The organism is Palleronia salina, from assembly GCF_900141995.1.
Taxonomy (GTDB): domain Bacteria; phylum Pseudomonadota; class Alphaproteobacteria; order Rhodobacterales; family Rhodobacteraceae; genus Palleronia; species Palleronia salina.
Map to the genome: position 1 here is coordinate 366095 of NZ_FQZA01000002.1, position 18945 is coordinate 385039.

The window sequence follows — 18945 nt, forward strand, 5'->3', positions numbered from 1 at the left end:
CCAGTGATGAGGCAGCAGCGCCGGAATTGGCGGATCAACCGAAGTTCATCACCCGGTCGAAAAACGCCCGGTTGGCGGAGCGGGCGTGCTCCAGCGTCTCGCCGTGGCGGCGGGCCCGGTGGAGGTGGTCTGGCCAGTCCCCGGGCGCGGCGGTGGCGGGCGCGTCGAGGAAGCCGTCGAACTTGTCCGAGAAGGGTAGGCACAGCACCTTCCGGCCAAGGCACATGGCCCAGAACGTGCCGTGGTAGGAATTGGTGACGACCGTTTCGCCCATGGCCAGGAACTCGATCGCCTGGGCCAGCGTGACGCCCTGGTTCGACCGGGCGGGCACGTGGGCGGGCCGCGCCAGGGCGTCGCTCTTGCGGGCGTGCCAAAACAGCACCACGGGCACGCGCGCCGGGGACGGCGTGTCGAGCCGCGGTGACATGGCCGAGGCACAGGGCACGAAATCGCATCCGGGCGTGTCCTTCACCCGGCTGCCGACCAGCGCCGCGCTGCCGCGCATCAGGTCGAAGTCGAAGCTGCGGGCCTGCCGCGCGGTGATGCCGACGCCCCAGACCACCCGGTGGCGCGCCGCGGGGCTGTCGAGGATCACGCCCTGCGCGGCCTGGCGGAAGGTCTGCCCACCGCCGAAGATCGCCAGCCGCGCGGGCGGCATCGGCTGGCCGTAGCCCTGCACCACCGTTTTGCCGAAGTCGAAATAGGCGGCGGGACAGCAGGCGTCGTCGCCCACGTTCCCGGTTCCGCGCAGGTGTTGAAAGGCCGCGTCCAGCATCGGCCGCAGAGTGGCGCAAGCGGTCGCGCGGGCCAAGCGGCTTGTGCGTTGCAGCGCCAGCCGCTAGCGCTGAAACCGATATGGACGTCCTCGCGCAGACCATCCCCTTTTTCGCCCTGATCGGCCTTGGCTACGGTGCCGGGCTGCGGGGGATGTTCGACGCGCGGGCGGCGGCGGCGCTGACCGCCTTCGTCTTCTACTTCGCGCTGTCGGCGCTGCTCTTCCGCTTCACCGCCGGGCTGGACCTGGGCGACGTGCTGAACGGTCGGTTCATGCTGGCCTACCTGGGCGGCACGCTGGCGGTCTACCTGCTGGCCACGCTGGTGTCGCTCTGGCGCGGACGGGGTATGGCCGAATCCGCGGTCGAGGCGCAATGCGCGGTCATCGGCAACGTGGGCTTCCTGGGAATCCCGATGCTGGGGCAGCTGCTGGGGGACGGCGCGGTGGGGCCGATCCTGCAGGTTCTGGTGGTGGACCTTATCGTGTTCGGGTCGTTGATCGTCATCCTCATCACCTGGTCGCGGGGCGAGGGCAGCGCCGCGTCGATCCTGCGCAAGGTGGTGCTGGGGGTCCTGCAGAACCCGATGATCGTGTCGATCGCGCTGGGCCTGCTGTGGTCGGGGCTGTCGCTGCCGATCCCCGGGCCGGCCGACCGGTTCCTGGAGATCCTCGGTGCCGCCGCAACCCCCGGCGCGCTGTTCGCCATCGGCCTGTCCCTCGCGGGCAAGTCTGCCGAGCGGTTGTCGGTCGCGGCGTGGCTGTCGTTCTGCAAGCTGGTGCTGCACCCGCTGGCCGTGGCCGTCGCGGCGTTCCTGCTCCTGGGGGTCGAGCCCTTCGCCGCCGGCGTGATGGTGGCCGCGGCCGCGCTGCCGGTAGCGGGCAACGTGTTCATCATGGCGCAAAGCTACGCCGTGGCCCCCCAGCGGGCGTCGGCGGCGATCCTCGTGTCGACCGTGGTTTCGGTGGCGACGGTGACCTTCGTGCTGTCGCGGCTGGTGTGACGCTTTACCGTCCCGCGCGGGCGCGCTAGCTCACGCACGGAACCCGCGAGGAGGATCACCATGGAAACCGTTTCCGAAACCGCCAGCTTCGGCGGCGCCCAGGGCGTCTATCGCCACCGCTCGAGCGCCTGCGCCTGCGACATGACCTTCGCGGTCTTCCTGCCGGAAGAGGCGCGCTCGGGCCCGGTGCCGGTGCTGTGGTTCCTGTCGGGCCTGACCTGCACCCACGAGAACGCCATGACCAAGGCCGGTGCGCAGGCCGCCGCCGCCGAGGCGGGCATCGCCCTGATCTTTCCCGATACCTCGCCGCGCGGCGAGGATGTGCCGAACGACGACGACTTCGCCATGGGCCAGGGCGCGGGGTTCTACGTGGACGCGACGGAAGGACCGTGGTCGGAGCATTTCAAGATGTGGAGTTACGTCGCGGACGAGCTGCCGGAGCTGGTGGCGCAGAACTTCCCGCTGGACATGGAGCGGCAGGCCATCACCGGCCATTCCATGGGCGGGCACGGCGCCCTGACGCTGGCCATGGGCCTGCCGGGGCGGTTCCGCAGCGTGTCGGCCTTCGCACCCATGGCCAACACCCTGGACAGCGACTGGGGCGTGCCGCAGCTGACCGCCTATCTTGGCGCGGACAAGGCTGCGCGCCGGCGCCACGACGCCAGCGTGCTGGTGGAAGAGCGGGGCTTCGACGGCCCCATGCTGATCGACCAGGGCACCGAGGACCAGTTCCTCGACAAGCTGAAGCCCGAGGCGCTGGCCGCCGCAATCGCGCGCCGCCGCCAGCCCGCGACCTTCCGGATGCAGAAAGGCTATGACCACAGCTATTTCTTCGTGTCCTCGTTCATCGATGACCACGTCGCCATGCATGCCGAGGCGCTCTGGGCGTGATCTACGTCGATGCCGACGCCTGCCCGGTGAAGGCCGAGGTCGAAGCGGTGGCCACGCGCCAGAAGGTGCCGGTGGCCATGGTGTCGAACGGTGGGCTGCGGCCGTCGCCGAATCCGCTGGTGGAAATGGTGTTCGTCCCCCAAGGACCCGACGCCGCCGACATGTGGATCGCCGAGAGGGCGGGCGCGGGCGACGTCGTCGTGACCACAGATATGCCGCTGGCGGCGAAATGCGTGGCGGCCGGCGCACGGGTGCTGCGCCCCGATGGTAGCGCGCTGACCGAGGCCAACATGGGCGACGCGCTGGCCACCCGCGACCTGATGAGCGACCTGCGCGCCGCCGATCCGTTCCGGCAGGGCGGTGGCAAGCCGTTCTCGAAGGCCGACCGGTCGCGGTTCCTGAACGCGCTGGACCTGGCGCTGCGCCGCGCGGCGGCGGGCTAGGCGATGCGCCCCGAGATCGTGGTCTTCGATATCGGCAACGTGCTGATCGGCTGGCAGCCCGACCGGTTCTACGACGGCGTCATCGGCCCCGGGGCGCGGCAACGCCTGTTCGCCGAGGTGCCGCTGACCGCAATGAACGAACGGGTCGATGCGGGCGCGTCGATGCAGGACGAGGTGCAGGCGCTGGCGCGCGCGCATCCCGCATGGCACGACGAGATCCTCATGTGGCACACTCGCTGGGCCGACATGGTGCATCCGGTCATCGACCATTCCGTGGCGCTGCTCCGTGCTCTACGCGGCAAGGGGGTCCCGGTCTGGGCGCTGACGAATTTCGGGGTCGAGACCTACCGTATCGCGCAGGGGCGCTTCGATTTCCTGAACGACTTCGACCGCGCCATCGTCTCGGGGCATCACCGGGTCATCAAGCCCGACCCGCGGATCTACGCCATTCTCGAGGACGCGGCCCCGGTTCCGCCCGAGCGGCTGCTGTTCGCCGACGACCGCGCCGACAACGTAGCGGCCGCGATCGCCCGGGGCTGGCGGGCGCATCACTTCACCTCGCCCGCCGGCTGGGCCGCGTGCCTGGTCGATGCGGGCCTGCTGTCGCCCGAAGAGGCAGCGGCGCCCGGCACCGACGCGACATAATGACCGACCGGCGGTCATCGCCGGGAACGCGCTTTGCTCTGGTCCGTTGGATGGCGAACCTGACACAAGGAGCGTCATCATGGACTTGAAGATCGCTGGAAAACGCGCCCTCGTCACCGGCGGCAGCGGTGGCCTGGGACAGGCCGCGGCCCGCGTCCTGGCCGAGGACGGCGTCGAGATCACCCTGACCGACATGGACCAGGACGGCCTCGAGACAGCGGCGTCCCAGCTGCCCGGCAACATCCACCCCATCGCGGCCGACCTGACCGATACCGACCATATCGAGATGCTGCGAAAGACGATGGCGGACAAGGGCGGGATCGACATCCTGGTGCATGCCGCGGGCGTCACCGGCGAAAAGGGCGACCCGCTTGAGATGACGGACGAGGAGTATTTCCGCGTCTGGAACATCAACTTCATGTCGGCCGTGCGCATGTGCAAGGCGATGGTCCCCCAGATGGCCGACAAGGGCTGGGGCCGCGTGGTCTGCGTCACGTCCGAGAACGCCGTGCAGCCCTACGAGGACGAGGCGGTCTACAACACCTCGAAGGCTGCCTTGCTGAACTTCGTGAAGGGTCTCGCGCAGGTCTACGCGCCCAAGGGCGTGCTGGCGAACACCGTCGCCCCCGCCTTCATCGAGACACCGATGACCGACTTCATGATGGACATGCGCAGCGACAAGCTGGGCGTCAGCAAGGAAGAGGCGATCAGCAGCTTCCTGAAGGAAGACCGCCCGTTCCTGAAGCTCGGCCGTCGCGGCAAACCCGAGGAAGTCGCGGCCGTCATCGGCCTGCTCTGCTCGGACCGGGCGACCTTCACCACCGGCTCGGCCTACCGGGTCGATGGCGGCGCCGTCGGCGCGATGAACACCTGAGCCAGGGAGACCGAGATGAACGAACATGTGAAAATCCCGCCGCAGGCACAGGACAACATGCCCGCGGACGAACACAAGATGGACCCCAAGCCCGACTACGCGCCGCGCCACTCCGGCGCGGGCAAGCTGGCCGTCAAGGTCGCTCTGATCACCGGGGGCGACAGCGGCATCGGCCGCGCGGTCGCCGCGCTCTTCGCGCGCGAAGGGGCGAAGGTGGCGATTGCCTACCTGGAAGAAAGCCGGGACGCCGAGGATACCCGGCGCATCGTCGAACAGGACGAGGGCGGCGAGGCCCTGCTGATCGAGGGCGATCTCGGTCACAAGGAAAACTGCGAAGCCGCCGTCGCAAAGACGCTGGAGCGGTTCGGCAAGATCGACATCCTGATCAACAACGCCGCGCAGCAGTTCATCGACGAGGACTTCGCCGAGATCAGCGAAGAGATGCTGCGCCGGATGATCGACAGCAACGTGATGAGCTATTTCTTCATGACCCAGGCGGCGCTGCCGCACCTGGACGACGGCGCGGCCATCGTGAACACCTCGTCCGTCAATGCCTTCGCCGGTATGGGGTCGCTGGTCACCTACTCGACCACGCGCGGCGCATCGCTGGCCTTCACGCGGTCGATGTCGTCGAACCTCGCCTCGCGCGGCATTCGCGTGAACGCGGTGGCGCCGGGCCCGATCTGGACGCCGTTCATCCCCGGCACCATGCCGCCCGAGCAGGTCGAGGATTTCGGCTCGGGGACGCCCATGGGCCGCGCGGGCCAACCGTGGGAGGTGGCGACCGCATTCCTGTTCCTGGCGAGCGATGACGGCAACTACTTCACCGGCCAGACGCTGCATCCCAACGGGGGCATGGTCGTTGGAGCCTAGGCGCAGGCTGCGCAACCCCACGCTCTACGAGATCTACCCGCGGTCCTTCCGGGACACGGGAACAACGGGCGAGGGGGATCTCAGGGGCGTGGCCGACAATCTCGGCCACGTTCGCGACCTTGGCGTCGATGCCATCTGGCTGGCGCCCTTCTACTGTTCGCCCATGGCGGACGGCGGATACGACATTACCGATCACCGGGCCGTCGATCCCCGTTACGGCACGCTGGATGACGTGGATCGCATCGTCGCCCGGGCCCACGAGATGGGTCTGGGCGTGGTCTGCGACCTGGTGTTCAACCACACCTCCTGCGACCACGCGAATTTCCGCGCCGGGATCGACGGGGACGAGGACATGGCCGCGCGCTACGTCTGGCGCGATCCGAAGCCCGACGGCACCGCGCCCAACAACTGGCTGAGCTTCTTCGGCGAGCCGGCCTGGACGTGGAACCACAAACGCCAGCAATACTATTTCCACCAGTTCCTGCGCTGCCAGCCGTCGCTCGATCTGCGCAACCAGGCGGTGCAGGACGATCATCACGAGACCGTCGCCTTCTGGCGCGACCGCGGTGTCGACGGCTTCCGCATGGATGCGATCACGTCCTACCTGTTCGACGAATCCATGAAGGACAATCCGCCCGCCACGCCCGAGGTGAAGGACCGCGTCAGCGGCGCGCCGCACAACCCCTACACCTGGCAGGACCACGTCTACGACATGCTGCCGGGCGACGGCGCGGCCTTCGGCGGCACGGTGCGCGAATGGGCCGGGCCCGACATCTGGCTGGTGGGCGAGAACAATTCCGGCAACCGCGCCGTCGAGATGTCGCTGAACTTCACCCGGGACGGGCGGCTCGACGCGGCCTACACGCTCAGGCTGGGCGAGATCGCGGGCACCGCGCGGGGGATCGCGGACACCATCGACGCCATGGACGGCCGGTGGATCGCGCCATGGTGGTTCTCGAGCCACGATGTCGCCCGCCATGTCAGCACCAAGGGCGATGGCAGCGCGCGGTCGGCCAAGTTCTATGCCCTGCTGCTATCGGTCCTTCCCGGCGCGATCATGCTGTTCCAGGGCGAGGAGCTGGGCCTGCCGCAGCCCGACCTCCCGCGCGAGGTGGTGAAGGATCCGCACGACCTGATCTACTGGCCCGACGGCCCGGGCCGCGACGGGGCGCGCGTGCCGATCCCCTGGACCGAGCAGCGGCCCAACCGCGGGTTCTCGCGCGCGCGCGATACCTGGCTGCCGATGAAATGGGACGCCGGCGCATCCGTCGCGGCGCAGGCCGACGATCCGGACTCGGTGCTGACCTTCTACCGCCGGGCGCTGTCGCTACGCCGCGCCGCGGGGTTCGCCGCGCCGGATGCACTGTCGGCCCATGCCGAAGGCGACGTTCTGCGGCTCGACATCAATGTCGACGGCCAGGCGTGGCAGGCGATCTTCAACTTCGGCGACACGCCTGTGCCGGTGCCCACCGACGGGGTCGAGCGGGCCGTGGCGCTGGAGTCCGGCCAATTGCCACGCTTCGGCGCGGTGCTGGCGCGGGCCTAGCCCAGCAGCAGCCCGATCAGCAGGCCGACGATCAGCGGCACGCCGACCAGCCCGCCCAGGGCCAGCTTGCGGGTCAGGTCGGCGTCCACGATCATCCCGTCATCCTTGGCGCGGTCGCCGAAGCTGCCCTGCGCGCGGGAGGGGTAGTCGACCGGATCCCACAGGTTGTCGGGACGTCCGCCCGGTTCGTTCCGGTCGGATTTCTGCATTTCGGCCCCGGACGAGGCCAGCTTGCGGTCCAGCCAGTCGGGCAGGAAGAAGTTGGGCAGGGTCAGCTTCAGCACCGATGTTCCGACGAAGATCTCGCGCGCGTCGGTGTCGATGGCCTTCATCACGCCCCGTGCTGCCACCTCGGGCTGAAAGATCGGCGGGGCAGGCTGCGGCATGTCTTCCAGCCGGTTGCGCGCCCAGTCGAACTGCGGCGTGTTGATCGCGGGCAGTTGCACCAGCGACAGGACGATCGGGGATTTCTCGCGCAGCAGCTCGGAGCGGAGCGACGAGGTGAACCCGTTGATCGCGTGCTTGGCCGCGCAATAGGCCCCCTGGAACGGCACCGGCCGGTAGGCGAGGCCCGAGCCCACGTTGACGATGTTGCCCCGGTCCATGTGCTCCAGCGCCAGCCGCGTGCCGTTTACCTGGCCGATGAAGGTGACGTCGACAATGCGGCGGAACTCATCCGCGGCGACCTTGGGGAAGGGCGAAAAGCTGGTCAGCATCGCGGCATTCACCCAGACCGACGGCTTGCCGAGCTGTTCCACCAGCGTTCCCACGGCCTGCGACAGGGCCTCCGCGTCCGAGACATCGGCGCTGGCCGTGGCGACACCGTCCAGCGTCTCCATCTCGGCCAGGCGGTCCTTGCCCCGCGCGATGGCGCCCACGCGGTAGCCCCGGGCCAGCAGCGCGTCGACGATCGCGCGCCCCACGCCGGCACTGCCGCCGCAGACGATGGCTGTTTTCTGTGTCATTGCGCGCGCTCCGGGGTTCGAATGGACGTTTTCGCCCAACCCCGGCCAGCGGGCTTCGTTCCTGCTCAGCGCCCCGTGGCGCGATTATAGGCGGGGCGTTCGCGCATCCGGTCCAGGTAGGCCCGGGCCGCCGTGTTCTCGAGCGGGAACTTCGCCACCATCGCCCAGCCCAGGCAATGGGTGAAGACGATGTCGGCGATGGTCATGTCCTCGCCCGCGATATAGGCCGTGTCCTCCAGCCGGGTCGCGATGCGGTTCAGGTTGCGCTCGAACTCCCACTTCAGGCTGTCCTTGATCTCGGGCACGCGCCGCTCTTCGGGCAGGATGAAGCTGTGGCGCGCGGCGCACCACAGCACCGCGTCCATCTCGTCCAGAACCTGCTGCATCACCGCGTCCTGCCGCGCGCGGTCCAGCGTGCCGGGGCGGGCAGTCAGCTTGTCCTCGCGATCGGCGAGGTAGGACAGGATCGCGGTCGAGTCGGTCACCGACACGCCGTTGGCCACCAGGACCGGCACCTTGCCCGAGGGGTTCAGCTTTCGCAGCGCGTCGTCATGGGGCGCGACGGGCTTGTGCGCGAAGTCGAGCTCGAGCTCTTCGAGCAGCCACAGCGGCCGGAAGGCGCGCGTCTTGGGCGATCCGTAGAGTGTCAGCATCAGCGTTTTCCCATCATGGCGAGTCGAATGAAGGCGCGTTCCAGCAGCGCCGCGGCGGGCGCCCGGGCCGAGGACCGCAGCGCAAGGTCGGTGTCTGTCAGAAGATGCACCGCCTGTTCAAGCCGTGGCGTGCCCCAGTGCTGGGCCTGCCGCAGCATCGCGTCGCGGCGCGGGCCGTAGACCGGCGGGCGCAGTCGACCGATGCCGGCGCCGGGGCCGCCCGGGTCGGCGGCGGCGGTCAGAAGCGTGCGGAAATGGCGCTGGGCCGCGATGCACAGCGCCACGGGCTGCGCCCCCTGCGACCAGAGCCGTGCCATCACCGGGCCGATCCGCTCCACGCGGTTGTCGGCGACGATGGCGACGATCTCGTCCGGGTCGGCCTCGGTCGAGGCGGGCGCGCAGGCGGCTACATCCTGCGGCGACAGGGCCGTCTCGTCGCCCGACTTGTAAAGCGACAGCTTGTCCAGCAATTGCCGGAAATCGCCCGGGTCCAGCGCGGCGGCCAGGTCGTTCAACGCGGCCTGCGCGTCGGGGTCCACCCGCGTCAGCCCGGCCTTCGACAGCGCCTCGGCAATGTCCGCGCGGCTCATGGGGTCGTCGTAGACACCGATGCAGGCGGTGGCCTTGTGGCCCTCGAACGCCTTGCGCAGGGCCGAGCTGGGTTTCTGCGCCTTGGCGGTCACCACCATGTGGGCATCGCCGGGCCGCCAGTCGTCCAGCGCCGCCAGCACGACCTTCGCCTGGTTGTTCGTCGCATCCTCGACCAGGACGGCGCGGGGGCCGGGGAAGAAGCCCTGCGCCTTCACCGCGTCGGCCAGGGCCGCCTTGTCTCCGGACAGGTCGGCGGCCTGGAGCCGGGTGATGCGCATTTCCTCCTCGGCATCGGGGCCGGTCAGGTTCGCGATCAGCTCCTGCCGTTTCAGCGCCACGCGCATGGCGTCGTCGCCGTGGATCAGCGTGCCGGGGCGGTCCGGCGGGGGCTTCGCGATCCAGGCGTTGGCGTCGGCCTTGTTCAGCTTCAAGGCGTCGGCCCGCGCCAGTCGGGCGCCGTGGCCAGAAGCTCGGCCACCAGCTGGTCGGCGAGGATGGTCATCAATCGCTCGACCGCGTCTTCCTCGGCGACCGCCACGGTGACCGAGTTGCCGGCGATGGATTGCCGCGCGGCACTGAACACCGGCGCCGAGTACGACGTGAAGTTCTGCACCGACCCGGTGCGGATCGCGGCCCCGGTGCTGCTGTCCGACAGCCGGTAGCTGAGCGTGCCCTGCAGGCAGATGCGCGTGATCTCCTGGTCGGGCGTGATCCCGAGACCGGTCTCGTTCACGTCGACCTCGGCGGTCAGGTCATAGGGCGCGGCGCCGTCGACCAGGCCCAGGCGCTGCTGCAATTCCCGGGCCAGGATATAGCCCGGCACGTCGCGCGGCGGGGCGACCTGGATCTGGCCGTAAAGCCCCCGCGCCACCCCCTGCGGACCGTAGACCGGGGTGAAGCCGCAGGCGGCGACCAGCAGGGGCGCGCAGATCATCAAGGATGGTCTGCCGAAGAACAGCCCGGCCGTCCTGGCGACGAGATCCCGGATCCTTTGCGCCCCGCGCCCCATGTCAGACCACCACGTTCACGATGCGCCCGGGCACGACGATCACCTTCTTGGGGCTGCCGCCGTCCAGGGCCTTCTGCACCGCGTGGGTTTCCAGCGCGCGCGCCTCGACCGCGTCCTTGGCCATGTCGCGGGGGACCGTGATCTCGGCCCGGCGCTTGCCGTTGATCTGGATCGGCATGGTTACCTCGTCCTCGACCAGCATGGACTCGTCGGCCTGTGGCCACGGAGCGTTGGCGATCAGGCCTTCGCCGCCCAGCAGGCGCCAGATCTCTTCGCTCAGGTGCGGGGTCATGGGTGCCATGAGCTGCGCCATGGTGCGCGCGGCGCGGACCTGCGCGGCGCGGCCGGCCTTGGATTTCGACAGCGTGTTGGCGAAGGCATAGAGACGCGCGACGGACGTGTTGAAGCCGAAGCTCTCGATTCCCATGGTCACGTCGTGGATGGCCTTGTGCCGCTCGCGCTCGAGCTCTTCGTCGCCGCTGCCGGTCTCGGGCGCGTCGCTGGCGCCCTCGGCGATGCGCCAGACGCGGGCCAGGTGCTTGCTGGCCGCTTCGGCGCCGGCGGCGGTCCATTCCACGTCACGCTCGGGCGGGCTGTCGGACAGGACGAACCAGCGCGCGGTATCGGCGCCGTACTGGTCGATGATCTCGACCGGGTCGACCACGTTCTTCTTCGACTTGGACATCTTGGCCGACGGGATGATCTCGACCTTGGTGCCGTCGGCCAGTTTGCCGTCGGTCACGTCCGAAGGCAGGTGATAGACCGGCCGGCCGGACGCATCCTTCGTCATGTAGATTTCGTGCGTCACCATGCCTTGCGTGAACAGCGCGTCGAAGGGTTCGCGCGCCGCGTCGGGCAGGTGGCCGCAATCGTTCATCGCCCGGGCGTAGAAGCGGGCATAGAGCAGGTGCAGGATCGCGTGTTCGACCCCGCCGATATACTGGTCCACGTTCATCCAGTACGCGGCCTCGACCGGGTCGGTGGGCGTCGTGGCGCCGGGCGAGGTGAAGCGCGCGAAGTACCACGACGAATCCACGAAGGTGTCCATCGTGTCGGTCTCGCGCTTGGCGGGCGCGCCGCAGCTGGGGCAGGGCACGTCGCGCCAGGTCGGGTGACGGTCCAGCGGGTTGCCGGGCGTGTCGAAGCTCACGTCCTCGGGCAGCTTGACCGGCAGGTTCTCCTTCTTCTCCGGCACCACGCCGCAGGCGTCGCAATGGACCACCGGGATCGGGCAGCCCCAGTAGCGCTGCCGGGACAGGCCCCAGTCGCGCAGGCGGAACTTGGTCACGCCCTGGCCGACGCCATTGGCTTCGCAGAACGCGATTGCCACATCGATGGCCGCGTCGCCGGTCTGCACCTCGTCGCCGGCGAAACCACGGACGTATTTCACCGGCTGCGACTTCGGCGGAACGTAGGCCTCGCCGCCGTCCTCGGGCGCGGTGTGGTCGCCCTCGACCGGCTCGAAGGTCGAGGCGACCGGCAGGTCGTACTTGCGCGCGAATTCCAGGTCGCGGGCGTCGTGGGCCGGGCAGCCGAAGATCGCGCCGGTGCCGTAATCCATCAGGATGAAGTTCGCGACGTAGACCGGCAGTTCCCACGCCGTGTCGAACGGGTGGCGCACGCGCAGCCCGGTGTCGAAGCCGCGCTTCTCGGCCTTCTCAAGCTCTTCCTCGGCGGTGCCCATCTTGCGGCACTCGGCGTTGAAGGCGGCGAGCTCGGGATTGTCCTGCTCGAGCTGCTTGGCCAGCGGGTGGTCGGGCGAGATGCCGACGAAGCTGGCGCCCATCAGCGTGTCTGGCCGCGTGGTATAGACCTCGATCCGGTCGTGGCCGTCCGGCCCGTCCACCAGCCCGAAGGCGAATTGCAGGCCGCGCGACTTGCCGATCCAGTTCGCCTGCATCGTCTTGACCTTGTCGGGCCAGTTGTCGAGCGTATCCAGCGCTGCCAGTAGCTCGTCCGAGTAGTCGGAGATGCGGAAGAACCACTGCGTCAGCTCGCGCCGCTCGACCAGCGCGCCCGAGCGCCAGCCGCGCCCGTCCTCCACCTGCTCGTTCGCCAGAACCGTCATGTCGACCGGGTCCCAGTTCACCACCGCGTTCTTGCGGTAGACCAGGCCCTTTTCCAGGAAATCCAGGAACATGGCCTGCTGCTGGCCGTAATACTCGGGGTCGCAGGTGGCGAATTCGCGAGACCAGTCCAGCGACAGGCCCAGACGCGCGAACTGCGCCTTCATGTTGGCGATGTTGGCATAGGTCCAGTCGCCGGGATGGATCTTGCGCTCCTGCGCGGCATTCTCGGCCGGCAGTCCGAACGCGTCCCAGCCCATCGGGTGCAGCACCGCGTGGCCGGTCGCCAGCTTGTAGCGCGCCACCACGTCGCCCATGGCGTAGTTCCGCACGTGGCCGATATGCAGGTTCCCCGACGGGTAGGGAAACATCTCGAGCACGTAGTATTTCGGCTTGGCGTCATCGCGGCGGGCGGTGAAGGTGCCGGCCTCATCCCACGCCTTTTGCCAGCGGGGCTCGGAGGTCTTGGCGTCGTAGCGGGGCATGGCGGCTCTTTGTTCGGGTCGGTCCAGAATGATCGGGTGATTGATATGGGGGGGCGGGCCGAGCGTCCAGCGCCAAGGCGCGGGTTTACCCCTTATCAGGCGGGGAAAATCCGGTATGGATCGGGGCAGTCCCAGTGGTCAGCATGATGGTGCGATGGTTTTCCTGTTTCTTCACCAGAATTTCCCGGGCCAGTTCGCCCATCTCGCGCCCGCGCTGGCGGCCAAGGGGCACCAGGTCTTCGCGCTGAGTTCGCGCTTCACCAAGCCCGACACGTGGCGCGGCGTGCGGCTGATTCCCTATGCCTATGCCGAGCCGAAGGACCAGAAACTGCACCCGTGGCTCAACACCATGAACCGGGCGGTGGACCGGGGGACCGTGGTGCTGCGCGCGGCGCTGGCGCTGAAGGCGCGAGGGCTCATGCCCGACGCGATCGTGGCCCATTCCGGCTGGGGCGAGGCGCTGTTCCTGCGCGAGGTCTGGCCGGACGCCCGCATCGGCATCTTCTGCGAGTTCTTCTATGCCACCGAAGGGGCCGACGTGGATTTCGACCCGGAATTCGCCAATCCGAACGAGCTGGGCCGCGGGCCGCGCATGATGTTCAAGAACATGGCCATGCGGATGCAGCTGGACCAGGCGGATGCCGGGTTCAGCCCGACCCATTGGCAGGCCGATTCGCACCCGCCCGAGCTGCGCCAGCGGCTGACGGTGCTGCATGACGGCATCGACACGGACGCGATCCGGCCCGACCCCGAGGTGCGGCTGACGCTCGAGGGCCATGGAAGCTGGACGCGGGATGACGAAGTCGTCACCTTCGTCAATCGCAACCTCGAGCCCTATCGCGGCTTCCACGTCTTCATGCGCATCCTGCCCGAGCTCCTGCGCCGCCGTCCGAAGGCGCAGGTCATCGTGGTGGGCGAGGACGGTCTCAGCTACGGCAGCCCGCCCAAGGAAGGCGGCACCTGGAAGGACAAGATGATCGCCGAGGTGCGCGGGCGGATTCCCGATGCGGACTGGGCGCGCGTGCACTTCACCGGCCGGGTCGCCCGGGGCGATTTCACCCGGCTGCTGCAGGTGGCGCGTGTGCACCTGTATCTCACCTATCCGTTCGTGCTCAGCTGGTCCGCGCTCGAGGCGATGGCCTGCGAGGCGGCCATCGTCGCCAGCGACACCGCCCCCGTGCGCGAGGTCATGCGCCACGATGAGACGGCGCTGCTGGTGGATTTCTTCGACAGGGAGGGGATGGTCGATGCCATCGACCGCCTGCTGAGCGATCCCGACAAGCGCCGCGCGATGGGCAAGGCCGCGCGGGCGCACGTTGTCGACAACTACGACCTGAAGCGCGCGTGCCTGCCGAGGCAGTTCGAATGGGTGGACAAGCTGGTGGCGCCCCGCGACTGACGCGTCAGAGCGCGCCTTCCGCGATGCGTATCTGGCGGGCGCGGGTCAGGATCGCGTCCTCGATCGCGCGGGTGGTCGCGGCGTTCACCGGGCCAGACCGCGTGGACAGCGCCACGTTCAGCGACCGCGCATCCAGCGCCGGGTCGGTGACGTAGACCGTGCCGCGATAGGCCGCGCCGCCGCCGGGCGGGCGCCCGTAGCCATAGACCAACACGCCCGAGAAGGGATCCGCGGTCTCGACCGGCATGAAGTCTAGGACCTGCTGCGTGGCGGCCCAGATATACTTGTTCACCTCGACCGTGGTGTTTGGATTGTCGGCGTTGGTGAACAGGTCCCAGATCGTCTCGCGCCGTGGGCCGCCCAGCGGCGTGCTTTCGCGCTGGCGCAGGATGCTGGCCTGGCGGTCCTGGTTGGGAATCAGGCCGTCGCGGGATTCGCGCGTGCCGCAGGCGGACAGGCTCAGCGCGGCGGCGATCAAACCGCCGATCACGAAAAGGGATGATTTCATAGTGTTCGTCCGCCCCGTCAGACCCATTTCGACCTTGCCTACCCCAGCCGCGCTGCACGGGCAAGAATCGTTGTGCGGCCGTTCATTCGCGGGCCAGGGCCGTCTTGACACATCCAATGCCTTGCGATGGCTGTAAAAAAAGTAATCGACACGTGAAACCTATGACAGGGCAATGGTGTTATCGGTTCAGCAAGGCACATCAGAAAAAATCTGGTTGCCGAACGCTAACCGCCGCCTAGGTGGCATTCCGAAGCCGCGCTCGCGGCCTGAAACTGAAAAGAAGGGACTACTACTATGAAACGTATTCTGACCGTCATCGCCGCATCCGCAACCCTGGCCGGTGCCACCGCGCCCGCCGCCATGGCCCAAGACGCCGAAGTCACCATGCTGACCGGCAAGGTCTTCCGCGCCCTGCGTGACTGCGACATCGATGGCAACATGGTCGACAGCCTGACCATGGCGCAGGTCGCCGGCATCACCATCGCGTCCGACGCCGATGACGAATCCGAGAAGTGCCAGCGCATCCGCGCCATCGCGATGGACGAGTAATAACGTCCGTCTCGACGGGGCTTCGGCCCCGCTTGGACAAAGGCCGCCCTTCGAGGCGGCCTTTTTTCTTGCGACGTGAAGAATTCGCTCCGGGTGGGCCGCGGGACTGTGGCAGGACTGCACCAATCCGGCCACCGTGGTTCCGGTCGCGTTCGGCATCGCTTGAATCGTGCAGGGGAAAGGCGCACTCCACCCTCGTACTCACGGGGCACAGCCCTTTGGGACCGGAAATGAGATCATGAGGGAAAGCATGAAAAAGATCCTTTTTGCGACCACTGCGCTGGTTGCCTCGACGAGCTTCGCGATGGCTGACGTCGACCTGTCCGGCTCGGCCGAGATGGGTATCTTCGGTGGCGAAGGCGTCGGTGGCGTGGACATCGAAGACCAGTTCCACACGGACATCGACGTCACGTTCTCCATGTCGGGCGAAACCGACGGCGGCCTGACCTTCGGTGCGTCGATCGACATCGACGAGTCGACCAACGGCACCGCGTTCGCCAACCGCACCGGCGGCGGCGAGACCATCTTCGTGTCCGGCGCCTACGGCACCCTGACCATGGGTGAAACCGACGGCGCTCTGGACTGGGCGATGGACGAAGCCATCATCGGCTCGGCCCTGAACGACGACCACGAGCACGCCGGCTACAACGGCAACTCGCTGCTGGACAACCGCTTCACCGGCGGTGACGACCAGGTTGCGCGTTACGACTACTCGTTCGGCGGCTTCGCCGTTGGCGTGTCGGCCGAAGTGCAGAACGGCGCCGCTGGCGACGACACCTTCGGCATCGGTGCCACCTACGACGGTGAGTTCGGCGCCATCTCCTACGGCTTCGGTCTGGGCTACCAGCAGAACGACAACGGCGCCGCCGCTGACGTTTCGGCCACCGGCTTCAGCGCCTCGATGTCGATGGACAACGGCCTGTCGGCGGTCTTCAACTACACCGACTACGACAACTACATGGCCCCCGCGACCGGCCTGGGCGGCTTCGCTGCTTCCGGCGGTGTGATGGTTGACGACCACATCGGTGTGGCTGTCGGCTACGAGTTCGGCCAGTTCCTGGTTGCCGCCAACTACGGCAAGTTCGACACCGCCGCTGGCGACATGGACGGCTACGGCCTGGTTGCCAACTACGACCTGGGCGGCGGTGCGTCGCTGCAGGCCGGCTACGGCAAGTCGGACTTCGACAACGGCGCCGCTGCTGACCAGGACCGCGACAGCTACTCGTTCGGTATCGCGATGTCCTTCTAATCCCACAGGGATTGGAAACACGGATTGGGCAGGTCTTCGGACCTGCCCTTTTCTTTTGCGCGGGGCTATATCGGCGCGTGACCCCAACGACCGGAGACGCGCCATGTCCCTGACCGATATCAAGACCCGGATCGCCAAGGCGGAAACCGATGCGGGCCGCGACCCCGGTTCGGTCCGGCTGATCGCCGTCAGCAAGGTACAGCCCGACGAACGGGTCGAGGCGGTGCTGGAGCAGGGTCACCGGTCGTTCGGCGAGAATCGCGTGCAGGAGGCGCAGGGCAAGTGGCCCGGCTTCGCCGAGCGCTACGGCGACCTGGACCTGCACCTGATCGGTCCGCTGCAATCCAACAAGACCCGCGCGGCGATGGAGCTGTTCGGAACGATCCAGACGCTCGACCGTCCCAAGCTCGCCCGCACCATCGCCCGCATCGCGGACGAGATCGGCCACTGCCCCGACCTGTTCGTGCAGGTGAACACCGGCGACGAGACCCAGAAGGCAGGCGTCGCGGTCGACGACACCGACGCTTTCGTGGCCGAATGCCGGTCCCTGAGCCTGCCGGTCATCGGGCTCATGTGCATTCCGCCCATCGATACGGACCCGGCGCCGCATTTCCGCCTGTTGGCCGATCTTGCCGCACGCAACGGGCTCGACGGCCTTTCCATTGGGATGAGCGGCGATTTCGAGGCCGCCATCGCCGCCGGTGCCACCCACGTGCGCGTGGGCTCGGCCATCTTCGGCGCGCGCGTGACCGGCTAGGGGACGATCAGCTGCGTCTGGTAGGTGATCCGGCGGGCCATCCACAGCAGGTCTTCGGGCGCCAGTGCGACGCATCCTTCGGTCGGATAGCCGGGCCGCCGCCAGCGATGGAGGAAGATGGCAGACCCGCGTCCAGGCGCCGAGATGGGCCAGTTCCAGTCCGTGAGGATCACCAGGTCATACAGCGGGTCCGGCCGGCGCAGCGTCTCGTGCGAGAAACCATGGGGCGCGCGCACCATCTTGTTGTAGTCGGGATCGCGCGGATCGTCGGACCACAGGTCGCACGGCCCGATGGGCAGGGCCCAGTCGGTCGGCCGGGCCATGCGGTCGGGGCGATAGAGCATCCCGACGATCCGGTGAATGCCGCGGGGTGTGGCGCCGTCGCCCTCGCGCTTGCGTCCGCTTACGCCGCCGCGCCCGATCGAGCACGGCAGGCTGCGCCCCATGAACCGCAGCCCGCGCGGCGTCAGGACCATGTCCTCGGGTCTCATTCCAGGTGCCCCGAGCGTTCATGCTTCACCCGCAGGTAGTCGCGGTTGAAATCGCCTTCGCCGACCCAGAGCGGCACACGCTCGACCACCTCGATCCCCTCGGCGTCGAAGGCGGCCAGCTTGCGCGGGTTGTTCGTCATCAGCTTGATCCGACCGATTCGCATCTGCCGCAGAATCTGGCCGCCCAGCCCGAAATTCCGTTCATCGTCGTCGAAACCAAGCCGGTGGTTCGCCTCGACGGTGTCGAAACCCTGGTCCTGGAGGGAATAGGCGCGCATCTTGTTGGCCAGCCCGATGCCGCGCCCCTCCTGGTTCAGGTACAGCAGGACGCCACCACCCGCCTGTGCCATCTGCCGCAGCGCCGCGTTCAACTGCGGGCCGCAATCGCATTTGAGCGAGCCGAGCACGTCGCCGGTGAAACAGGCCGAATGCAGCCGCGTCAGCACCGGCGCGGACCTGTCCGGTTTTCCCACGACGACGGCATAGTGCTCGTCGCCCAGGCCATCGGGGCGGAAGATCTGCAGGGCGCTGTTCACCTCGGCCGCGATGGGCAGGCGGGCGGAGACCACATGCGCGAGCGTCGTCTGCGACACGGCCGCCATGTCGGACAGCGAGATGCGCAGGACGCCCTCGGGCACGGACTCCACCGGCGCGACGATGGCGGCGGGCAGCAGCTCGGCCTTGCGCAGCAGCAGAAGCGCGGCGCGCGACGGGGCCGCGTCGCCACCCCGCAGGGCAAGGAACGGACCCTTCATCGGCTGCGCCAGGTCGTTGGCCGGATCGATCACACCGCCCAGCCAAGCCCGATCGACGGCGCGCGGCAGGGACAGCCGGGCCATGTCGCCGTCATAGACGCTGATCTTCAGCGTTTCGGCCCGGCGCGCGGTGACGGCCAGGTGCGCCGCACCGGTCTCGGTCATCGCGTCCAGCCGCCCGGGGTCGGCCCGCTCGGCCGAGATCGCCAGCCAGGTGGTGTCGCCCCCGCCGATGGCGACCGCAAGCCCCAGCCGCAGGTCGGACACCGCGCGGGCCAGGCGTTCGGCGCGGTCGGGCAGGAAGGGAGAGGGTGAGACCATGCGCTCTGCCTAGCCGCGAACCCCGGAAAAGTGAAACATATCTCGCATTTGTGACACGACCCCGTGAGTCGGAGCACCGCAATCTTGCTAAACCGGGAC

General features: G+C 68.2%; 20 protein-coding genes. 11 read left to right on the forward strand and 9 right to left on the reverse strand.

Annotation, left to right across the window (positions count from 1 at the left end; all coding sequences use genetic code 11):
- Positions 1–34 precede the first annotated feature (34 nt).
- The gene (locus BUB76_RS04735; RefSeq protein ID WP_073127269.1) at positions 35–775 is read right to left on the reverse strand and encodes a hypothetical protein; all 741 of its coding nucleotides are present in this window, start codon (positions 773–775) and stop codon (positions 35–37) included.
- An 80-nt stretch (positions 776–855) separates the two neighbouring features.
- Here BUB76_RS04735 and BUB76_RS04740 point away from each other — a divergent pair, with 80 nt between their 5' ends.
- The 7 genes from BUB76_RS04740 (at position 856) to BUB76_RS04770 (ending at position 7048) form a co-directional block, all read left to right on the forward strand.
- Positions 856–1776 (forward strand): AEC family transporter, encoded by a 921-nt coding sequence (locus tag BUB76_RS04740; protein ID WP_073127271.1) that lies wholly within the window; start codon positions 856–858, stop codon positions 1774–1776.
- A gap of 60 nt (positions 1777–1836) precedes the next feature.
- Positions 1837–2667, forward strand: a complete 831-nt coding sequence (gene fghA, locus BUB76_RS04745; RefSeq protein ID WP_073127273.1) for an S-formylglutathione hydrolase — start codon at positions 1837–1839, stop codon at positions 2665–2667.
- Complete coding sequence (locus BUB76_RS04750) at positions 2664–3110, forward strand: YaiI/YqxD family protein (RefSeq protein ID WP_073127275.1); 447 nt, start codon at positions 2664–2666, stop codon at positions 3108–3110. Before fghA ends, BUB76_RS04750 begins: the two co-directional genes overlap by 4 nt.
- Positions 3111–3113: 3 nt before the next feature.
- Entirely contained in the window at positions 3114–3755 is a 642-nt protein-coding gene (locus tag BUB76_RS04755) for an HAD family hydrolase (RefSeq protein WP_073127277.1), read from the forward strand.
- A 79-nt stretch (positions 3756–3834) separates the two neighbouring features.
- Complete coding sequence (locus BUB76_RS04760) at positions 3835–4629, forward strand: SDR family NAD(P)-dependent oxidoreductase (RefSeq protein ID WP_073127279.1); 795 nt, start codon at positions 3835–3837, stop codon at positions 4627–4629.
- A 15-nt stretch (positions 4630–4644) separates the two neighbouring features.
- A complete protein-coding gene (locus BUB76_RS04765; RefSeq protein ID WP_073127281.1) occupies positions 4645–5502 on the forward strand; it encodes a glucose 1-dehydrogenase in 858 nt (285 codons plus the stop codon).
- Positions 5438–7048 (forward strand): alpha-amylase family glycosyl hydrolase, encoded by a 1611-nt coding sequence (locus BUB76_RS04770; protein ID WP_084140535.1) that lies wholly within the window; start codon positions 5438–5440, stop codon positions 7046–7048. Before BUB76_RS04765 ends, BUB76_RS04770 begins: the two co-directional genes overlap by 65 nt.
- Here the strand turns inward: BUB76_RS04770 and BUB76_RS04775 are convergent.
- From BUB76_RS04775 to leuS, 5 genes are all read right to left on the reverse strand, one after another.
- On the reverse strand, positions 7045–8013 hold the full coding sequence (locus BUB76_RS04775) for an SDR family oxidoreductase (protein WP_073127285.1): 969 nt from the start codon (positions 8011–8013) through the stop codon (positions 7045–7047). The two genes, BUB76_RS04770 and BUB76_RS04775, sit on opposite strands and share 4 nt — an antisense overlap.
- 65 nt (positions 8014–8078) lie before the next feature.
- On the reverse strand, positions 8079–8666 hold the full coding sequence (locus BUB76_RS04780; RefSeq protein WP_073127288.1) for a glutathione S-transferase family protein: 588 nt from the start codon (positions 8664–8666) through the stop codon (positions 8079–8081).
- On the reverse strand, positions 8666–9688 hold the full coding sequence (gene holA / locus BUB76_RS04785; protein ID WP_073127289.1) for a DNA polymerase III subunit delta: 1023 nt from the start codon (positions 9686–9688) through the stop codon (positions 8666–8668). Before holA ends, BUB76_RS04780 begins: the two co-directional genes overlap by 1 nt.
- Positions 9685–10191 (reverse strand): LPS assembly lipoprotein LptE, encoded by a 507-nt coding sequence (lptE, locus tag BUB76_RS04790; protein ID WP_073127291.1) that lies wholly within the window; start codon positions 10189–10191, stop codon positions 9685–9687. The genes holA and lptE overlap by 4 nt, the downstream gene beginning before the upstream one ends.
- Positions 10192–10267: 76 nt before the next feature.
- On the reverse strand, positions 10268–12817 hold the full coding sequence (gene leuS / locus BUB76_RS04795; RefSeq protein ID WP_073127293.1) for a leucine--tRNA ligase: 2550 nt from the start codon (positions 12815–12817) through the stop codon (positions 10268–10270).
- Between the two features lie 154 nt (positions 12818–12971).
- On the opposite strand from leuS, the gene BUB76_RS04800 reads away from it, so the two are divergent.
- Complete coding sequence (locus BUB76_RS04800) at positions 12972–14216, forward strand: glycosyltransferase (RefSeq protein WP_073127295.1); 1245 nt, start codon at positions 12972–12974, stop codon at positions 14214–14216.
- Positions 14217–14220: 4 nt separating this feature from the next.
- On the opposite strand, the gene BUB76_RS04805 is transcribed toward BUB76_RS04800, so the two are convergent.
- A complete protein-coding gene (locus tag BUB76_RS04805; RefSeq protein WP_073127296.1) occupies positions 14221–14724 on the reverse strand; it encodes a DUF3576 domain-containing protein in 504 nt (167 codons plus the stop codon).
- A gap of 294 nt (positions 14725–15018) precedes the next feature.
- On the opposite strand from BUB76_RS04805, the gene BUB76_RS04810 reads away from it, so the two are divergent.
- The 3 genes from BUB76_RS04810 (at position 15019) to BUB76_RS04820 (ending at position 17279) form a co-directional block, all read left to right on the forward strand.
- Entirely contained in the window at positions 15019–15273 is a 255-nt protein-coding gene (locus BUB76_RS04810) for a hypothetical protein (RefSeq protein ID WP_073127299.1), read from the forward strand.
- A gap of 250 nt (positions 15274–15523) precedes the next feature.
- Positions 15524–16522: a porin gene (locus tag BUB76_RS04815; RefSeq protein ID WP_073127302.1), complete on the forward strand. Its 999-nt coding sequence runs from the start codon at positions 15524–15526 to the stop codon at positions 16520–16522.
- Positions 16523–16625: 103 nt separating this feature from the next.
- The gene (locus BUB76_RS04820; RefSeq protein ID WP_073127304.1) at positions 16626–17279 is read left to right on the forward strand and encodes a YggS family pyridoxal phosphate-dependent enzyme; all 654 of its coding nucleotides are present in this window, start codon (positions 16626–16628) and stop codon (positions 17277–17279) included.
- On the opposite strand, the gene BUB76_RS04825 is transcribed toward BUB76_RS04820, so the two are convergent.
- Both BUB76_RS04825 and ribA read right to left on the reverse strand, forming a co-directional pair.
- On the reverse strand, positions 17276–17770 hold the full coding sequence (locus BUB76_RS04825) for a L,D-transpeptidase family protein (protein ID WP_073127306.1): 495 nt from the start codon (positions 17768–17770) through the stop codon (positions 17276–17278). The two genes, BUB76_RS04820 and BUB76_RS04825, sit on opposite strands and share 4 nt — an antisense overlap.
- Positions 17767–18846 carry a GTP cyclohydrolase II gene (ribA, locus tag BUB76_RS04830; RefSeq protein ID WP_073127307.1) on the reverse strand — a complete coding sequence of 360 codons (1080 nt, stop codon included), beginning with the start codon at positions 18844–18846 and terminating at the stop codon, positions 17767–17769. The genes BUB76_RS04825 and ribA overlap by 4 nt, the downstream gene beginning before the upstream one ends.
- Positions 18847–18945 lie beyond the last annotated feature (99 nt).